We start from the raw sequence: 17,528 nt of genomic DNA on the forward strand, positions 1-17,528 counted from the left end.
GAGGGCTACACCAGCCCGGCGATGAAACCCGCCGCCTGGCCCGGGTAGGGCGGGGCGGAGTAGTCGTGGTGCGCATCCCGGTCGCGACCGCCGACGACGCAGACGGGATCGCCTTCGCTGCACAGGTCGATGGTGCGGCCGGCGAACGCGCCCGTCGACGACAGGGGTGTGTCGAAGCGGTTGCCGGGATTGCCGAACACCGCGACGGCCCTGATCTTGTTGGCCAGGGCGGGATCTAGCGGGGGCGCCGACCCGAAGTTCCCGATGCGCTGGCCGACGGGCGGCACCCCGGCGAGCATCGAGATCGCGGCGGCGCCCTGCGAGAAGCCGCCGAGCACCAGCCGCGTGGACGGGCACTGGTCGACCATCTCCGCGATGTGGTCGCGTGCGTCGTTGGCGGCGTCGGCGGTCGTCAGGAAGTTGTAGCTGGCCGGATAGTTCACCGCATAGGAATCGACGGTGCGCGACCCCAGCGCGGGCTGCAGGGCGGCGAACAGCGCGTCGCCCACCACACCCAGGCCCGGCGGCTCGGCGGTGCCGCGGGCGAAGATCAGTTGGACGTTCGGACAGTCCGCCTTGGCCGACGGCGCCGGGCCGAATGTGACCGAAACCACTGACAGCACAACACCAACGGCGATTGCAATGACCGGGCCAACCACCGGCCACCTACGAAGACTCATACGCCAGATCTTGACACATACCGGCGACACCGTCGCCGGGCCAGGTTCGATCGCCCGGCTCCTCACTCGCGCCTCAACGGCGCTCGCCGTCCCCGGGCCAGGTTCGATCGCCCGGCTCCTCACTCGCGCCTCAACGGCGCTCGCCGTCCCCGGGCTAGGTTCGATTGCCCGACTCCTCACTCGCGCCTCAACGGCGCTCGCCGTCGCCGGGCTAGGTTCGATTGCCCGACTCCTCACTCGCGCCTCAACGGCGCTCGCCGTCGCCGGGCTAGGCTCCGGCTGTGACCCAAACCTCGTCCGACCCAGGCGACCTCGCGCGCCGCGCCGCCGCGGTCATCGCCGAGCGCACCGGAATCGACGAGCATGACGTCGCCATCGTTCTCGGCTCGGGATGGTCGCCGGCGGTCGCCGCGCTCGGCACCGAGGCGATCGGGAAGACCGCCGTGCTGCCCCAGGCCGACCTGCCCGGCTTCCGGCCGCCCACCGCGATCGGGCACACCGGCGAGCTGTTGTCGATGCGCATCGGCGAACACCGAGTGCTGGTGCTCGTCGGCCGCATCCACGCCTACGAGGGCCACGACCTGTGCCACGTCGTGCACCCGGTGCGGGCGGCCTGCGCGGCCGGCGTGCGCGCGGTCGTGCTCACCAATGCGGCGGGCGGACTGCGCCCGGACATGGCCGTCGGCGAACCGGTGTTGATCAGCGACCAGCTGAACCTGACCGCGCGTTCCCCGCTGGTCGGCCCGCAATTCGTGGACCTGACCGACGCCTACTCCCCGCGGCTGCGCGAATTCGCCCGCCAGGCCGACCCGACGCTGACCGAGGGCGTCTACGCCGGCCTGCCCGGCCCGCACTACGAGACCCCCGCGGAAATCCGGATGCTGCGCACGCTGGGCGCCGACCTCGTCGGCATGTCGACGGTGCACGAGACCATCGCGGCGCGGGCCGCCGGCGCCGAGGTGCTCGGGGTGTCGCTGGTGACCAACCTGGCCGCCGGCATCGGCGGCGAGCCGCTCAGCCACGCCGAGGTGCTCTCCGCGGGGGCCGCGTCCGCCAGCCGGATGGGCGCCCTCCTGGCCCTGATCCTCGAGCGGCTGCCCCGGTTTTAGGACCATGACGCCCGAGGAGTGGATCGCCCACGACCCCGACCCGCGGACAGCCGCCGAGCTCGCCGCGTGCGACGCGGGAGAATTAGCCGCGCGGTTCGCCCGTCCCCTGAGGTTCGGCACCGCGGGCCTGCGCGGCCCGGTGCGCGGCGGGCCCGACGCGATGAACGTCGCGGTGGTGTCGCGCACCACCTGGGCGGTGGCGCAGGTGCTCAAGCGGCGCGCCCCGGCCGGAGGGCGGGTGATCGTGGGGCGCGACGCCCGGCACGGTTCGGCGGTATTCGCCACGGTGGCCGCCGAAGTGCTTGCCGATCAAGGGTTTTCGGTGCTGTTGCTGCCCGGTCCGGTGCCGACCCCGGTGGTCGCGTTCGCGGTGCGCCACACCGGCGCGCTGGCCGGGATCCAGATCACGGCGTCGCACAACCCGCCGGCCGACAACGGCTACAAGGTGTACGTCGACGGCGGCATCCAGCTCGTCTCCCCCACCGACCGCGAGATCGAGGCCGCGATGGCCGACGCCCCGCCCGCCGACCAGATCGGCAGGGCCCCCGTCGAACCGGGCCAGGCCGATCTGGTCGAGCGCTACGTCGAGCGCGCGTCCGGGCTGCGGCGCGGGGCCGGCTCGGCGCGGGTCGCCCTGACGGCCCTGCACGGGGTGGGCGGCGCGGTGGCCGTGGAGACGCTGCGCCGCGCCGGCTTCGCCCAAGTGCACACCGTCGCAGCGCAATTCGCTCCGGACCCGGACTTCCCCACCGTCGCGTTCCCCAACCCCGAGGAGCCGGGTGCCGCCGACGCGCTGTTGGCCCTGGCCTCCGACGTGCGCGCCGACGTGGCGATCGCGCTGGATCCCGACGCCGACCGGTGCGCCGTCGGCATCCCCGACAAAGCGGGGTGGCGGATGCTGTCCGGCGACGAAACCGGTTGGCTGCTGGGCGATTACATTCTTTCCCAGCCGCAGCGCGCCGAAACGCCGGTGGTGGCCAGCACCCTGGTGTCCTCGCGGATGCTGTCGGCCATCGCCGCGCACCGCGGCGCCGTCCACGTCGAAACCCTCACCGGCTTCAAATGGCTGGCGCGCGCCGATGCCGAGGTCCCCGGCGGCACCCTGGTATACGCCTACGAGGAAGCGATCGGGCACTGCGTCGACCCGGACGCCGTGCGCGACAAGGACGGCATCAGCGCCGCCGTCCTGGTGTGCGACCTGGTGGCCACGCTGCTGCGCCAAGGCCGTTCGGTCGTCGACCTGCTCGACGAGCTGGCGCGGCGGTACGGGGTGCACGACGTCGCCGCGATCTCGCGCCGGGTCGCCGACCCCGCCGAGGCGGCCGCGCTGATGCACCGGCTGCGGACCACCCCGCCGGCGACGCTGGCCGGGTTCCCCGCCGGGCTCACCGACGTCACCGACGCGCTGATCTTCACCGGCGGTGACGACCACACGTCGGTCAGGGTGGTGGTGCGGCCCTCCGGGACCGAGCCGAAACTGAAGTGCTACTTGGAGATTCGCTGCGCGCCTAGCGACGATCTGGATTCTTCGCGGCGGCGCGCCGATGCCCTGCGCGCTGAGCTGGTCGCTGCGATGCGGGGCTGGTGAACAGGTTCGGCCCGAACTGGCGGTCCCCCGCGTCGCCGAGGCCAGGCATGATATAGGCCGACTTGTTGAGTCCCTTGTCGACCGCGGCGGTCAACACTCGCGCGTCCGGCGCCGCTTTCTGCACGGCCGCAAGGCCTTCCGGCGCGGCGACCACGCACAGCGCGGTGATGTCGGTGGCGCCGCGGCGCTGCAGCAGGCCGATGGTGTGGGCCATCGACCCGCCGGTGGCCAGCATGGGGTCGAGGACCATCACCGGCCGGCGCGCGAGTTTGTCGGGCAGCGCCTCGAGATACGGGACCGGCAGGTGGGTTTCCTCGTCGCGGGCGACACCGACGAAACCCACCTCCGCCTCGGGTATCGCGGCCTGGGCGGCCTCGACCATGCCCAACCCGGCCCGCAGCACCGGAACCAGCAGCGGCGGGTTGACCAGTCGCGTCCCGGCCGTCGCGGCCACCGGGGTGCGGATCCTGACCGACTTTCGCGGCGCCTCCCGGCTGGCCTCGTACACCAGCATCAGCGTGAGCTCGCGTAGCGCGGCCCGAAACCCGGCATTGTCGGTGCGTTCGTCGCGCAGCACCGTCAGCCTGGCCGCGGCCAGCGGGTGGTCGATCACGCGCACGTCCATCCCATGAAGGGTATATAACGATCGGGCAAAGCCCTTCTGACACGCTTGCGTTCGTCCCGGCCATACCGCAGGCGCGTTCGTATACTCCCGGGGTGTCGCGCGAAAAACGAAGTCCGAGAAGCCTACTCGGCAGGGCGCATCGCCTCCTGCTGGCGCTCGGCGTGGTCGCATTGGTGGCACTGGCGGCAAGTCCGCTGACCCCGCGCATAGGCCTTGCGGCAGCGGCCATTCCGCAACCGGCGCACATCGTGATCGTGGTGGAGGAAAACCGTTCCGAGAACGCCATCATCGGCAACAAGTCGGCGCCCTTCATCACCTCCCTGGCCGCCAATGGCGCCAACATGACGCAGTCATACGCCGAAACCCACCCCAGCGAACCGAATTACCTGGCGCTGTTCGCGGGCAACACCTTCGGGGTGACCAAGGACCTGTGCCCGATCAACGCCGGCGCCGCCCCCAATCTCGGTTCCGAATTGCTGGCCGCGGGCCGCACGTTCGTCGGCTTCGCCGAAGGCCTGCCAACCGTCGGCTCGCCGGTGTGCACCGCGGGCAAGTACGCGCGCAAGCACGTGCCGTGGGCCAACTTCACCAACGTGCCGGCGGCGAACTCGATGCCGTTCTCCGCGTTCCCGATGGGCAACTACGCCAGCCTGCCGACCGTGTCGTTCGTCATCCCCAACAACGACAACAACATGCACGACGGGTCCATCGCGCAGGCCGACGCCTGGCTGAATCGCCAGCTGTCCGGTTACGCCAATTGGGCGGTGGCCAACAACAGCCTGCTGATCCTGACGTTCGACGAGGACGATAACGGCAGCCACAACCAGATCCCCACGGTGTTCTACGGCGCCCACGTCCGCCCCGGCAACTACAGCGAGCAGATCAACCACTACAACGTGCTTTCCACCGTGGAGCAGATGTACGGGCTGCCCAAGACGGGCTATGCCGCAAGCGCCGCGCCCATCACCGACATCTGGGGCTAGACCACTGGGCTGATGGTGGCGACCCGCTTCACCCGGCCCCGCCGCGCTCGCGATCGCCACTGGGCTGATGGTGGCGACCCGCTTCACCCGGCTCCGCCGCGCTCGCGATCACCACTGGGCTGATGGTGGCGACCCGCCTCACCCGGCTCCGCCGCGCTCGCGATCACCACTGGGTCGATGGAGGCGACCCGCCTCACCCGGCTCCGCCGCGCTCGCGATCACCACTGGGTCGATGGTGGCGACCCGCTTCACCCGGCTCCGCCGCGCTCGCGATCACCACTGCCCGGCGGCGCCTTGGCCGGTCGTCGCTATTCTGTGCCGCATGGCTGCTGACCTCGTGCCCATTCGCCTGAGCCTGTCCGCCGGCGACCGCTACACCGTGTGGGCGCCCCGCTGGCGTGACTCCGGCGACGAGTGGGAGGCCTTCCTGGGCAAGGACGAGGACCTGTTCGTCTTCTCCTCCGTCGCCGACCTGGTGGCGTTCGTGCGGTCCGACACCGACAACGACCTGACCGACCACCCGGCGTGGAAGGCCCTGACGTCGGCGCACGCGCATGACTTCGAGCCCGCCGAGGACAAGCAGTTCGATCTGGTCGCGGTCGAGGAGCTGGTCTCCGAGAAGCCCACCGCGGAATCGGTGTCCGCGCTGGCGGGCACGCTGGCCATCGTGTCGTCCATCGGATCGGTGTGCGAGCTGGCGGCGGTGTCGAAGTTCTTCAACGGCAACCCCAGCCTGGGCACGGTGTCGGGCGGGGTCGAGCACTTCACCGGCAAGGCCGGCGCCAAACGCTGGCATGCGATCGCCGAGGTCATCGGGCGCAGCTGGGACGACGTGCTGGGCGCGATCGATGACATCGCCACCACCCCCGACGTCGACGCCAAGTTGTCGGCCAAGGCCGAAGACGAACTGGCCGAGGAGCGCGAAGAGGACGAGACCGAAGACGCCGTCGAGGAATCCGCGGCCGACGACATTGACGACGACGTTGACGACGAAGTTGACGAAGACGACGAGGACGACGACACCGAAGCCCGGGCGGCCGGCGACACCGCGGTGCTCGGCGGCGACAAGGACTTCTGGCTGCAGGTCGGCATCGATCCGATCCGGATCATGACGAGCTCGGGCACCTTCTTCACCCTGCGCTGCTACCTCGACGACGAGCCGATCTTCCTGGGCCGCAACGGACGGATCAGCGTGTTCCCGTCCGAGCGCGCGCTGGCCCGCTACCTGGCCGACGAGCACGACCACGACCTGTCCGATCTGAGCACCTACGACGACATCCGCACCGCCGCCACCGACGGATCGCTCACGGTCGAGGTCACCGACGACAACATCTACGTGCTCACCGGCCTGGCCGACGACCTGGCCGACGGGCCCGAGGCCGTGGACCGGGAGCAACTGGAACTGGCCGTCGAGGTGCTCCGCGACATCGGCGACTACTCCGAGGATCCCGCGGTGGACAAGGCGCTCGAAACCAACCGGCCGCTGGGCAAATTGGTGGCCGCCGTGCTCGAACCCGGCTCGGTCACCAAGCCGTCGCCGCCGTACGCCGCGGCGGTGCGCGAGTGGGAGAAGCTGGAGCAATTCGTCGAGGGCCGGCTCCGCCGCGAGTAGGGCGTTTCACGGGCTAGGTTGGTGACGTGTCGCTTCCCGGAATCGGCCCGCTGCCGCTGTACGGGTTCCAGCGCCCGGCCATGTTGCTGTTCGGTTTGGTGCCCCTGGCCCTGCTGGCCGTCTACGTCGTGGTGCAGGCCCGTCGCAACCGACGGCTGCACCGCTACACCGACGCCCCCGTGGCGCAGTCGCGGTGGCGGCACCTGCCGATCGCCGCGTCGCTGCTCTGCCTGGCGTTGCTGACGATCGCGCTGGGCACCCCCACCCACGACATGCGCATCCCGCGCAACCGCGCGGTCATCATGCTCGTCATCGACATGTCGCAGTCCATGCGGGCGACCGACGTCGAACCCAACCGGCTCAAGGCCGCCGAACAAGCGGCCAGCCAGTTCGCCAGTCAGCTGACGCCCGGCATCAACCTCGGGCTGGTCGGCTTCGCCGGCACGCCCTACTTGCTGGTCCCGCCCACCCCGCAGCACCAGGCGACCATCGACGCGCTCAAGAAGCTGGACTTCGCCGACAGCACGGCCACCGGCCAGGCCATCTTCACCGCCCTGCACGCGATCGGCGCCACGGCGGTCACCGGGGGCGACAATCCGCCGCCGGCCCGCATCGTGCTGCTCTCCGACGGCCGCGAGAACAAGCCGTCGAACCCCAGCGATCCGCACGACGGTGTCTACACCGCGGCGCGCCTGGCCAAGGACGAGGGCGTGCCCATCTCGACGATCTCATTCGGAACGAAGGGCGGCGAGATCGAGATGGACGGGCAGCGCGTCGCGGTCCCGGTGTCGACCGACCAGATGAAGACGATCGCCCGGCTCTCCGGCGGGCAGCCCTACACCGCCACCAACATCGGCGAGCTCAACAAGAGCTACAACGCGATCGAGAACGATATCGGCTACCGCACCGTGCCGGGACCCGGCAGTTCCGGCTGGCTACGCCTGGGGGTGCTCGCGGCGCTGATCGCGACGGCGTTGGCGCTGTTGATCAACCGACGCCTGCCGACCTAGCGCCCGTCCACCGACCGAGCCCCGCCCGGCGGGTCAGGCGGGCAGCCTGCGGTTCAGCAGCAGGCCGGCCAGCACGGCGCCGGCCATCACGACGGCACCGAGCAGCATCCACGCCAGGCTCGCGTCGCCCTTGACGGTTTCGTAGCCGATCTGGCGCTGCAGCGTCGTGTACACGTTCTTCAGCGAGTCCAGGCTGTCGGCGTGGAACGCCTCGCCGTCGGTGATCTCGCAGATCTTCTGCAGGGTCTGATCGTCCACCGGGACCGGAATGGTGGCGCCCTCGTAGTCGACGGTCCCGTACGGGGTGCCGAACGAGATCGTCGAGATCTGCACGCCCTGGCCCTTGGCGGCCCGGGCGGCGGTGAACGCCCCCTGCGGGGCGTTGGGGTCCAGCGGCACGTTCTCGGCGCCGTCGGACTCCAGCACGATCCGCGCCGGCGGCGGGCCTTCGCCGCCGCCCATCACCGAACCGACCGTCGCGATCGCCTGCAGCGCGGTGAAAATGCCTTCTCCCGTAGCGGTTTTCGGGGCGGGCTGCAGACTGTCGATGCCCGACTTCACCGCGCCGCGGTTCGTCGTCGGGGGCACCAGCAGCGTGGCGTTGGCCGCGAACTCCACCAGCCCCAGGTTGATGGCCGGCGTCAGCTGATCGGCGAACTGCTTGCCGGCCTCCTTCGCCGCGGCCAGGCGGCTGGGCGGAACATCGTTGGAGGCCATCGATTCCGAGACGTCGATGACGAGCATCACGACCGCCCGGTTGAGCGGGATCCGCACATCCGACGTCGGCCCGGCCATCGCCGTGGTCAGCAGCACCAGCGACGTGGCCAGCAGGATGGTCGGCACGTGCCGCCACCGGCTCGGGTGCGGCGGGGCCACGCGCTCCAGCACCTCCATGTTGGCGAACCGCAGCACCCGGCGACGGCGGGCGAATTGCTGCACGACATAAAGGCCGATCACCAGCAGCACGGCCAGCAGCGCGAGGAAGAACCAGGGGTTCTGGAATCCAGTCAGCGACACCGGGCCCAGCAGCGGCACCTTCATGTCGAGCCACACTAGGCGTCGAATCCGGGCCCCGCATCGGGCCCCGGCTCAGCCCGCGGCGAGATCGCGGCGCTGGGTGAACTTGATGTCGAGGCTGCGCAGGTGGGTCTGCAGCCCGGCGTCCTGGACCGGGATCAGGTGGGCCGGCTCGTCGGTCTCGTTGTAGTGGGCGTGCCACATGCCCGGCGGGGTGGTGAAGGCGCCACCGGCCTGCCAGTCCACCCGGATCGGATCGACGATGTCGCCGCGCGCGTCGAGACGCGTGCCCAGCAGCGTGTAGCAGCCGGCCGCGGGCGCGTCCAGGATGAGGTCCAGCGCGACCGACTGGTGCCGGTGCGGGCGCTGCACCTGATGGGGCGGAAGCACGCCGAACATGGCCCACAACACGTGCGTGATGGTCAGGGTCTGCTCCTGCTCGGCGTTGGCCAGCAGGACACTGACGCGGCTCTTCTCGTTGGCGCCGGGCCGCGACGCGATCTCGGTCAGCTTGGCGACGGCGTCGGCGCGGCGGAACTTGGTCGCGCGGAAGCGGGGCCGGGTCGCGTCGGCGCCGAGGTAACGCATCAGGGGCTCGTCGTGCACCCAGTACATGGCCGTGTCCGCGCCGGCGTAGAACACCGAGTGCGCGCCGGCGGGCAGCGTCACGAAGTCGCCCTTCTCCCACTCGATCAGGCGGCCGTTGACCGCCGCGAACCCCCGCCCGTAGAGCACGTAATACAGCTGCGAGGTGGCGTTGGGGTGGGTGTCGACGTGCTCGTTCGCGCGAATGGACACGAAGTTGGCCAGCAGCGCGGGGCTGGTCGCCGCGCCGGCCGGGCCACCCAGCTCGGCCGACAGGTCCAGCGGGATCACGCCGGTCGGCGCGTCAAGGTAGAGCTCGGGACCGAACCGCCGGATCGGCACCCGCGGGGTAAGCCCCGAGCCGATCGGGTTGGCGGCCCTGGAGTACTCGAAGTATTCGGCCTGCTCGGCCCACTCTTCGAACCGGCCCTCGAACGCGTACTCGGCGACGTTGACCATCGGCGCGGGGACCGTCGGGTCCAGGTTCGGGGTCGCTAGCTGCTGCATGTCGGTCTCCCTTGCCGCTCACGTGTGTCTGGTATCTGAATAGTATTTATCTTGTATCTAAGCGTCAAGCGTCGCAGCTAGACGCGGTCGGTGTACGGTCAATTGGTCGGTTGAGATACGACTTAGCTACCAGAGAAGAGGCCGGGCGTGGCGGCAAAGGACAGGCGGACGGCGACGGCCAAGGACCGCGCGCTGGACTACGTCAAGACGCGGGTGCTCACCGGCGAGTTCCCCGGCGGCGAGCTGATCAGCGAGGGCGACGTGGCCAGCGCGCTTGGGATGTCGCGCACGCCGGTGCGCGAGGCGTTTTTGCGGCTGGAGGCCGAGGGGCTGCTGCGCCTGTATCCCCAGCGGGGGGCCCTGGTGGTTCCGGTGTCGCCCGACGAGGTGCGCGCGGTGATGGAGGCGCGGCTGGTGCTCGAGCAGTTCGCGGCGGGCAAGGTGATCGGGCGCGGCGGCGCCGCGTGCGATGCCGTGTTCGGGCGCCTATCCGGCGAGCTTGCCCGGCAACGCGACGCGGCCGCCGCGGCGGACTGGCGAGAATTCGTGGAGGCCGACCGCGCCTTCCACGCCATCACGCTGCAGGAGTCGGGCAACGCCATCCTGTCCGGCTTCTACGCGTCCCTGCGCGACCGCCAGATGCGGATGATCGGCGAATCGACGCTGCGCGACCCCGACCGGGTGGCCACGATTCTCGAGGAGCATCGGGGTATCGCCGAAGCCCTGCGCGACGGCGATCGCGCGCGGGCGGCGACCGCGGTGCAGACCCACCTGGCCGGCACGGTTCGCGCCATCGGCCTGTCGGTCGACCCGGATCCGTTATGGGCTACCGGATTTGGCCGCGATGGAGCAGACTGATCGAATAACGCGGGGGCGCAGCGCTCCCGGTCCGCATATATCGGGGGGATCGATGACCTGGGTGACGGCCTCGAGGTTGCGCGGCACGATGACGAAAACGGTTGTGGCCCTGTCGATTTTGGGGTCGGCCACGACGGGTGCGACGATCCCGGCGAACGCGGCACCCGGCTTCGCGCGCACACCCGCCGCGCCGCTCGACGATCCCGATCCCGGCCTTCCCACCAACCCGTCGGATCCCCGATGCGCGGGGATGCCGGGGCTGGCGCAGTGCCAGGGCGGCCCGTACGCCATGGGCGGGGCACCCACCGGCCCCGCGGATTTGAGTTGCATCAGCATGCCCAGCGACCCGGTGTGCGCGGGTGGCCCGTACGCCCCGCCGCCACCGCCGCCCATCGCGCCGCCACCGGAACCGCCGGCGCCCATGGCCGCGGCACCGATGGCCCCGCCGCCGATGGTGGAGCCACCTCCCATGCCGGCGGCCGACCCGTCGATGGGGATGCCCGGGCACATCTGAGAACGCCGCACCGGCGGCTCAGCCGATCAGCACCGCGTACCGCGGCTTGATCACCTCGTCGATGATGGCCAGCCGCTCGTCGAACGGGATGAACGCGGACTTCATCGCGTTGATGGTGAACCGTTCGAGGTCGCTCCAGCCGTAGCCGAACGCCTCCACCAGGCGGAGCATCTCGCGGCTCATGAAGGTATCGCTCATCAACCGGTTGTCGGTGTTGACGGTCACCCGGAACCGGGCGCGGGCCAGCAGGTCGAACGGATGCTCGGCGATGCTCTTGACGGCGCCGGTCTGCACGTTCGAGCTCGGACACAGTTCCAGCGGAATTCGCTTGTCCCGCAGGATCGCCGCCTGCTGACCCAACCGGACCTGTCCGTCGGGCAGCACGTCGATGTCGTCGACGATCCGCACCCCGTGCCCCAGCCGGTCGGCACCGCAGAACGCGATCGCCTCGTGGATGGACGGCAGGCCGAACGCCTCGCCGGCGTGAATGGTGAAGCGCGCGTTGTGGTCTCGCATGTACTCGAAGGCATCCAGGTGGCGCGTCGGCGGGTTGCCGGCCTCGGCGCCGGCGATGTCGAAGCCGACAACGCCCTTGTCCCGGAACCGGATTGCCAGCTCGGCGATCTCGCGGGACACCGCCGCGTGCCGCATCGCGGTGACCAGTAGGCGCACCACGATCGGACGGCCCGCGCCGGCACAGGCCTTCTCACCGTCGGCGAATCCGGCCAGCACGGCATCGACGATCGCGTCGAAGGACATCCCGCGGTCGATGTGCAGCTCGGGTGCGAACCGCACCTCGGCGTAGACCACCGAGTCGGCGGCCAGGTCTTCGACGCACTCGTAGGCGACGCGGTGCAGCGCCTCGGGGGTCTGCATCACCGCGACGGTGTGGGAGAACGGCTCCAGGTAGCGCTCCAGCGAGCCGCTGTGCGAACGCGTGCGAAACCACGTCGCCAGCTCGTCGACGTCGGTGGCGGGCAGCTCGTCGTAGCCGGTCTGCCCGGCGATCTCCAGCACGGTCGACGGGCGCAGCCCGCCGTCGAGGTGGTCGTGCAGCAGGGCCTTGGGGGCCTTGCGGATCTGCTCGAGGCCCAGCGGCGCGGTCATTGCGAGATCCGATCGATGATCAGCGGACGCGAAGCCGGGGCGGCGTCGCCGACGCCGAAGGCGCCGTCCAGCTCGGCGAGCGCCGCGCCGAAGCGCTCCGGGGTGTCGGTGTACAGGGTGAACAGCGGCTCACCGGCCGTGACCGGCTCGCCGGGGCGGCGATGCAGCCGGATGCCGGCGCCGAACTGCACGCGATCGCCCGGACGGGATCTGCCCGCTCCGAGCCGCCAAGCCGCCAGCCCCACTGCCATCGCGTCGATATCGCCCATTGTGCCGCCCCGGGTGGCAGTCACGGTCTCGGCATGCCGAGCGATCGGCAGCGGCACCGACAAATCGCCGCCCTGGGCGGCGACGAGCTGGCGAAACCGGTCCATCGCGGTGCCATCCCGCAGTGTCTCGGCGGGATCGCGGCCGTCGACGCCGGCCAGCTCGAGCATCTCGGAGGCCAGCCGCAGCGTCAGCTCGACGACGTCGGGCGGCCCGCCCCCGGCCAGCACCTCGAGCGACTCGGCGACCTCGAGGGCGTTGCCGACGGTCGCGCCCAGCGGGGTGTTCATGTCCGTCAGCAGCGCGCGGGTGGGCACCCCGTGCGCGGCGCCCAGCGCGACCATGGCGCTCGCCAGGTCGCGGGACTGCGCTTCCGAGTCGGTGAACGCCCCGGAACCGACCTTCACGTCGAGCACCAGCGCGCCGGCCCCCTCGGCCAGCTTCTTGCTCATCACCGAGCTCGCGATCAGCGGCAGCGACTCGACGGTGGCGGTGATGTCGCGCAGCGCGTACAGCTTGGCGTCGGCCGGGGACAAGTCACCGGCGGCGAAGATGGCCGCGCCGAGGTCGCGCAGTTGGTCGCGCACCCGCCGGTTGGACAGCGCGGCGGTGAATCCGGCGATGGATTCCAGCTTGTCCAGCGTGCCGCCGGTGTGGCCGAGCCCGCGGCCCGACGCCTGCGGCACCGCGGCGCCGCACGCGGCGACGACGGGCACCAGGGGCAGGGTGATCTTGTCCCCCACCCCGCCGGTGGAGTGCTTGTCGACCGTGGGCACGCCGAGGTCGCTGAAGTCGAGCCGCTCGCCCGAGGCCAGCATCGCCGACGTCCACCGGGCCGTCTCGCCGCGATCCATGCCCCGCAACAGGATCGCCATCAGCAGGGCCGCCATCTGCTCCTCGGCCACCCGGCCGGCGGTGTAGGCGTCGACGACCCAGTCGATGGCGGCGTCGGACAACCGGCCGCCGTCGCGCTTGGTCCTGATCACCGTGGGCGCATCAAAGGCGGGCGGCATCAGCGACGCCCGGCGGCCACGTCGTCGGGACCGAAGGCATCCGGCAGCAGGTCGCCGAGCCGGCGCGGCCCGCGCGGATGGTCGATCAGCAACTCGGGACCGCCGTGTTCGAGCAGCACCTGCCGGCATCGCCCGCACGGCATCAGCACCGATCCGCGCTGGTCCACGCACGCCAGCGCGACCAGCCGGCCGCCGCCGGTGGAATGCAGGGCGCACACCACGGCGCACTCGGCACAGAGACCAAGGCCATATGAGATGTTCTCCACATTGCACCCGGTGACCACGCGGTGATCGTCGACCAGCGCGGCCGCACCCACTGCGAACCGCGAGTACGGCGCATAGGCCCCTTCGGATGCCTGGATTGCCTTGTCCCGCAACGTTTTCCAGTCGATCTCCGGCATCGCGCAACCCCGCTCGTCGGTGGCCGTTTCCGACAGTCACCCTAGCCGCAAAACGGCATTTCGCTTGACGGACATTGACGCAAGCCACACCGTGCGCGAGCTAAGCTCAAGTGCCCGGCGTGACTGTCGCGCAACGTCGCAAGAAGGTCGCAAGAAGGCTGGTGAGGACTGGGGTGACTACACAACCGACAACCGCGGATCCGGCGGCACCCGCACCGGCGACCTCGCGCAAACGCAGGCCGCCGCGGACCCTCTACCGGGGCGATCCCGGAATGTGGTCGTGGGTGCTGCATCGCATCAGCGGCGCGACCATCTTCTTTTTCCTGTTCGTGCACGTCCTGGACGCGGCGATGCTGCGGGTCAGCCCGCAGACCTACAACGCGGTGATCCACGACTATCAGATGCCCATCGTCGGCCTGATGGAATACGGCCTGATCGCCGCGGTGCTCTTCCACGGCCTGAACGGGATCCGGGTGATCCTGATCGACTTCTGGTCCGAGGGCCCGCGCTACCAGCGCCTGATGTTCTGGGTCGTCGGCGTCGTGTTCCTGCTGCTGATGGTCCCGGCCGGCGTCGTGACCGTCATCCACATGATGGAGCACTTCCGATGAGCAGCCCCGACCTTCAGCTGACCCGCGGCCAGACGGCGCCGGTCAAACAACGCAGCTACGACCGGCCCGCCAGCCTGGACAATCCCCGCTCGCCGCGGCGCCGGGCCGGCATCCCCAACTTCGAGAAGTTCGCCTGGCTGTTCATGCGGTTCTCGGGCATCGCGCTGTTCGTGCTGGCGATCGGCCACCTGTTCATCATGCTGATGTGGGACAACGGCGTGTACCGCATCGACTTCAACTATGTGGCGCAGCGCTGGGCGTCGCCGTTCTGGCAATTCTGGGACCTCGCGCTGCTATGGCTGGCGCAGCTGCACGGCGGCAACGGCCTGCGCACGATCATCGACGACTACAGCCGCAAGGACAGCACCCGGTTCTGGCTCAACAGCCTGCTGTTGCTGTCGATGGGGTTCACGTTGGTGCTGGGCACCTACGTGCTGCTGACGTTCGACCCCAACATTCACGCCTGACGGAGGGAGGCTGACCCGTGATCCAGCAACACCGGTACGACGTGGTGATCGTCGGCGCGGGCGGCGCAGGGATGCGCGCCGCGGTGGAAGCGGGTCCCCGGGTGCGCACCGCGGTGCTGACCAAGCTCTACCCCACCCGCAGCCACACCGGCGCCGCCCAGGGCGGCATGTGCGCGGCGCTGGCCAACGTCGAAGAGGACAACTGGGAATGGCACACCTTCGACACCGTCAAGGGCGGCGACTACCTCGCCGACCAGGACGCGGTGGAGATCATGTGCAAGGAAGCCATCGACGCGGTGCTCGACCTGGAAAAGATGGGGATGCCGTTCAACCGCACCCCCGAGGGCCGCATCGACCAGCGCCGGTTCGGCGGACACACCCGCGACCACGGCAAGGCCCCGGTGCGCCGGTCCTGTTACGCCGCCGATCGCACCGGCCACATGATCCTGCAGACGCTGTACCAGAACTGCGTAAAGCACGACGTGCAGTTCTTCAACGAGTTCTACGCGCTGGACCTGGTTTTGACGCAGACGCCGAGCGGGCCGGTGGCCACCGGCGTGGTCGCCTACGAACTGGCCACCGGCGAGATCCACGTCTTCCACGGGAAGGCGATCGTGCTCGCCACCGGCGGTTCGGGCCGCATGTACAAGACCACCTCCAACGCGCACACGCTGACCGGCGACGGCATCGGCATCGTCTTCCGCAAGGGACTTCCCTTGGAGGACATGGAGTTTCACCAATTTCATCCGACCGGCCTGGCCGGTTTGGGCATCCTGATCTCCGAGGCCGTGCGGGGCGAGGGTGGCCGGCTGCTCAACGGCGAGGGTGAGCGGTTCATGGAACGCTACGCACCGACGATCGTCGACCTGGCACCGCGCGACATCGTCGCCCGCTCAATGGTTTTGGAAGTCCTGGAGGGCCGCGGTGCCGGCCCGCACAAGGACTACGTCTACATCGACGTCCGCCACCTCGGCGAGGACGTGCTCGAGGCCAAGCTGCCCGACATCACCGAGTTCGCCCGCACCTATCTGGGCGTGGACCCGGTCAAGGAGCTGGTCCCGGTGTACCCGACGTGTCACTACGTGATGGGCGGCATCCCGACCACCGTCACCGGACAGGTGTTGCGGGACAACACCTCCACGGTCCCGGGCCTGTACGCGGCGGGCGAATGCGCGTGCGTGTCGGTGCATGGCGCCAACCGGCTGGGCACCAACTCGCTGCTGGACATCAACGTGTTCGGCCGCCGGGCCGGCATCGCCGCCGCCAATTACGCACGGGGACACGACTTCGTGGACATGCCGCCGGATCCGGCGGCGATGGTCGTCGGCTGGGTGGGCGACATCCTCTCCGAGCACGGCAACGAGCGCGTCGCCGACATCCGCAACGCGTTGCAGCAGTCGATGGACAACAACGCCGCGGTGTTCCGCACCGAGGAGACGCTCAAGCAGGCGCTGACCGACATCCACGCCCTGAAGGAGCGCTATTCGCGAATCACCGTGCACGACAAGGGGAAGCGATTCAACAGCGACCTGCTGGAGGCCATCGAGCTGGGCTTCTTACTCGAGCTGGCCGAGGTCACCGTGGTCGGCGCGCTGAACCGCAAGGAGTCCCGCGGCGGGCACGCCCGCGAGGACTACCCGAACCGCGACGACGTCAACTACATGCGCCACACCATGGCCTACAAGCAGGGCACCGACCTTTTGAGCGACATCGCGCTGGACTTCAAGCCCGTGGTGCAGACGCGCTACGAACCCAAGGAACGGAAGTACTGATGACGGACGTTGCAGAGCCGCAGGCCGAAAGTCTGGAACCGCCCCTTCCGCCGGTTCCCGACGAGGCGGTGATGGTGACCGTCAAGATCGCCCGGTTCAACCCCGACCAGCCCGATGCCTACGCGGAAACCGGTGGCTGGCAAAGCTTTCGGGTGCCCTGCCTGCCCAGCGACAGGATGCTCAACCTGCTGATCTACATCAAGAGCTACCTGGACGGGACGCTGACCTTCCGGCGCTCCTGCGCGCACGGGGTGTGCGGGTCGGATGCCATGCGGATCAACGGTGTCAATCGGTTGGCCTGCAAGGTGCTGATGCGCGACCTGCTCCCCAAGAAGGCGGGCAAACCGCTGACCATCACGGTCGAGCCGATCCGCGGGCTGCCGGTCGAGAAGGACCTCGTGGTCGACATGGAGCCGTTCTTCGACGCCTACCGCGCGGTCAAGCCGTACCTGATCACCACCGGCAACCCGCCGACGCGCGAACGCATTCAGAGCCCGACCGACCGCGCCCGCTACGACGACACCACCAAGTGCATCCTGTGCGCGGCGTGCACCACCAGCTGCCCGATCTTCTGGCACGAGGGCAGCTACTACGGCCCGGCCGCGATCGTCAACGCCCACCGGTTCATCTTCGACAGCCGCGACGAGGCCGCCGCCGAGCGCCTGGACATCCTCAACGAGGTCGACGGCGTGTGGCGGTGCCGCACCACGTTCAACTGCACCGAGGCCTGCCCGCGCGGCATCCAGATCACCAAGGCGATCCAGGAGGTCAAGCGCGCGATCATGTTCTCGCGCTGACCTGC

18 protein-coding genes are annotated in these 17,528 nt (G+C 69.8%); 11 read left to right on the top strand and 7 right to left on the bottom strand.

Annotation, left to right across the window (positions count from 1 at the left end):
* Nucleotides 1-5: 5 nt before the first annotated feature.
* Nucleotides 6-620 carry a cutinase family protein gene (locus W7S_RS20625; protein WP_193375031.1) on the bottom strand — a complete coding sequence of 205 codons (615 nt, stop codon included), beginning with the start codon at nucleotides 618-620 and terminating at the stop codon, nucleotides 6-8.
* 341 nt (nucleotides 621-961) lie between these two features.
* On the opposite strand from W7S_RS20625, the gene W7S_RS20630 reads away from it, so the two are divergent.
* Both W7S_RS20630 and W7S_RS20635 read left to right on the top strand, forming a co-directional pair.
* A complete protein-coding gene (locus W7S_RS20630) occupies nucleotides 962-1,789 on the top strand; it encodes a purine-nucleoside phosphorylase (protein WP_008259972.1) in 828 nt (275 codons plus the stop codon).
* A gap of 4 nt (nucleotides 1,790-1,793) precedes the next feature.
* Nucleotides 1,794-3,377, top strand: a complete 1,584-nt coding sequence (locus W7S_RS20635; RefSeq protein ID WP_008259974.1) for a phospho-sugar mutase — start codon at nucleotides 1,794-1,796, stop codon at nucleotides 3,375-3,377.
* Here W7S_RS20635 and upp read toward each other — a convergent pair.
* On the bottom strand, nucleotides 3,298-4,002 hold the full coding sequence (upp, locus tag W7S_RS20640; RefSeq protein ID WP_014712281.1) for a uracil phosphoribosyltransferase: 705 nt from the start codon (nucleotides 4,000-4,002) through the stop codon (nucleotides 3,298-3,300). The two genes, W7S_RS20635 and upp, sit on opposite strands and share 80 nt — an antisense overlap.
* Nucleotides 4,003-4,163: 161 nt before the next feature.
* Here upp and W7S_RS20645 point away from each other — a divergent pair, with 161 nt between their 5' ends.
* The 3 genes from W7S_RS20645 (at nucleotide 4,164) to W7S_RS20655 (ending at nucleotide 7,607) form a co-directional block, all read left to right on the top strand.
* Nucleotides 4,164-4,985, top strand: a complete 822-nt coding sequence (locus tag W7S_RS20645) for an alkaline phosphatase family protein (protein ID WP_008259986.1) — start codon at nucleotides 4,164-4,166, stop codon at nucleotides 4,983-4,985.
* 322 nt (nucleotides 4,986-5,307) lie between these two features.
* On the top strand, nucleotides 5,308-6,597 hold the full coding sequence (locus W7S_RS20650) for a hypothetical protein (protein WP_014712282.1): 1,290 nt from the start codon (nucleotides 5,308-5,310) through the stop codon (nucleotides 6,595-6,597).
* Between the two features lie 26 nt (nucleotides 6,598-6,623).
* Nucleotides 6,624-7,607, top strand: coding sequence for a VWA domain-containing protein (locus W7S_RS20655; protein WP_014712283.1), 984 nt, complete (start codon nucleotides 6,624-6,626; stop codon nucleotides 7,605-7,607).
* A 33-nt stretch (nucleotides 7,608-7,640) separates the two neighbouring features.
* Here W7S_RS20655 and W7S_RS20660 read toward each other — a convergent pair whose 3' ends face one another.
* Together W7S_RS20660 and W7S_RS20665 are read right to left on the bottom strand one after the other, a co-directional pair.
* Nucleotides 7,641-8,648 carry a VWA domain-containing protein gene (locus W7S_RS20660; protein ID WP_014712284.1) on the bottom strand — a complete coding sequence of 336 codons (1,008 nt, stop codon included), beginning with the start codon at nucleotides 8,646-8,648 and terminating at the stop codon, nucleotides 7,641-7,643.
* A gap of 48 nt (nucleotides 8,649-8,696) precedes the next feature.
* A complete protein-coding gene (locus W7S_RS20665) occupies nucleotides 8,697-9,716 on the bottom strand; it encodes a cupin (protein WP_008259998.1) in 1,020 nt (339 codons plus the stop codon).
* A gap of 147 nt (nucleotides 9,717-9,863) precedes the next feature.
* On the opposite strand from W7S_RS20665, the gene W7S_RS20670 reads away from it, so the two are divergent.
* Both W7S_RS20670 and W7S_RS27320 read left to right on the top strand, forming a co-directional pair.
* Nucleotides 9,864-10,574: a GntR family transcriptional regulator gene (locus W7S_RS20670; RefSeq protein ID WP_014712285.1), complete on the top strand. Its 711-nt coding sequence runs from the start codon at nucleotides 9,864-9,866 to the stop codon at nucleotides 10,572-10,574.
* Nucleotides 10,575-10,662: 88 nt separating this feature from the next.
* Nucleotides 10,663-11,088, top strand: a complete 426-nt coding sequence (locus W7S_RS27320; RefSeq protein WP_041298030.1) for a hypothetical protein — start codon at nucleotides 10,663-10,665, stop codon at nucleotides 11,086-11,088.
* Between the two features lie 18 nt (nucleotides 11,089-11,106).
* Here W7S_RS27320 and W7S_RS20680 read toward each other — a convergent pair whose 3' ends face one another.
* The 3 genes from W7S_RS20680 to W7S_RS20690 are packed head-to-tail and all read right to left on the bottom strand — an operon-like array spanning nucleotide 11,107 to nucleotide 13,876.
* Nucleotides 11,107-12,195, bottom strand: coding sequence for an adenosine deaminase (locus tag W7S_RS20680; RefSeq protein WP_008260006.1), 1,089 nt, complete (start codon nucleotides 12,193-12,195; stop codon nucleotides 11,107-11,109).
* Nucleotides 12,192-13,475 carry a thymidine phosphorylase gene (locus W7S_RS20685; protein ID WP_014712287.1) on the bottom strand — a complete coding sequence of 428 codons (1,284 nt, stop codon included), beginning with the start codon at nucleotides 13,473-13,475 and terminating at the stop codon, nucleotides 12,192-12,194. Before W7S_RS20685 ends, W7S_RS20680 begins: the two co-directional genes overlap by 4 nt.
* Nucleotides 13,475-13,876 carry a cytidine deaminase gene (locus tag W7S_RS20690; RefSeq protein WP_014712288.1) on the bottom strand — a complete coding sequence of 134 codons (402 nt, stop codon included), beginning with the start codon at nucleotides 13,874-13,876 and terminating at the stop codon, nucleotides 13,475-13,477. The genes W7S_RS20685 and W7S_RS20690 overlap by 1 nt, the downstream gene beginning before the upstream one ends.
* A 272-nt stretch (nucleotides 13,877-14,148) precedes the next feature.
* On the opposite strand from W7S_RS20690, the gene sdhC reads away from it, so the two are divergent.
* From sdhC to W7S_RS20710, 4 genes are read left to right on the top strand one after another with little or no spacing between them, the layout of a single operon-like run.
* Nucleotides 14,149-14,487 (top strand): succinate dehydrogenase, cytochrome b556 subunit, encoded by a 339-nt coding sequence (gene sdhC, locus W7S_RS20695; protein WP_014385723.1) that lies wholly within the window; start codon nucleotides 14,149-14,151, stop codon nucleotides 14,485-14,487.
* Entirely contained in the window at nucleotides 14,484-14,954 is a 471-nt protein-coding gene (locus W7S_RS20700) for a succinate dehydrogenase hydrophobic membrane anchor subunit (RefSeq protein ID WP_009954090.1), read from the top strand. Before sdhC ends, W7S_RS20700 begins: the two co-directional genes overlap by 4 nt.
* 17 nt (nucleotides 14,955-14,971) lie before the next feature.
* On the top strand, nucleotides 14,972-16,726 hold the full coding sequence (gene sdhA / locus W7S_RS20705; protein WP_008260011.1) for a succinate dehydrogenase flavoprotein subunit: 1,755 nt from the start codon (nucleotides 14,972-14,974) through the stop codon (nucleotides 16,724-16,726).
* On the top strand, nucleotides 16,726-17,523 hold the full coding sequence (locus W7S_RS20710; protein WP_009954091.1) for a succinate dehydrogenase iron-sulfur subunit: 798 nt from the start codon (nucleotides 16,726-16,728) through the stop codon (nucleotides 17,521-17,523). Before sdhA ends, W7S_RS20710 begins: the two co-directional genes overlap by 1 nt.
* Nucleotides 17,524-17,528: the final 5 nt, after the last annotated feature.

It is taken from the genome of Mycobacterium sp. MOTT36Y (assembly GCF_000262165.1).
Taxonomy (GTDB): domain Bacteria; phylum Actinomycetota; class Actinomycetes; order Mycobacteriales; family Mycobacteriaceae; genus Mycobacterium; species Mycobacterium intracellulare.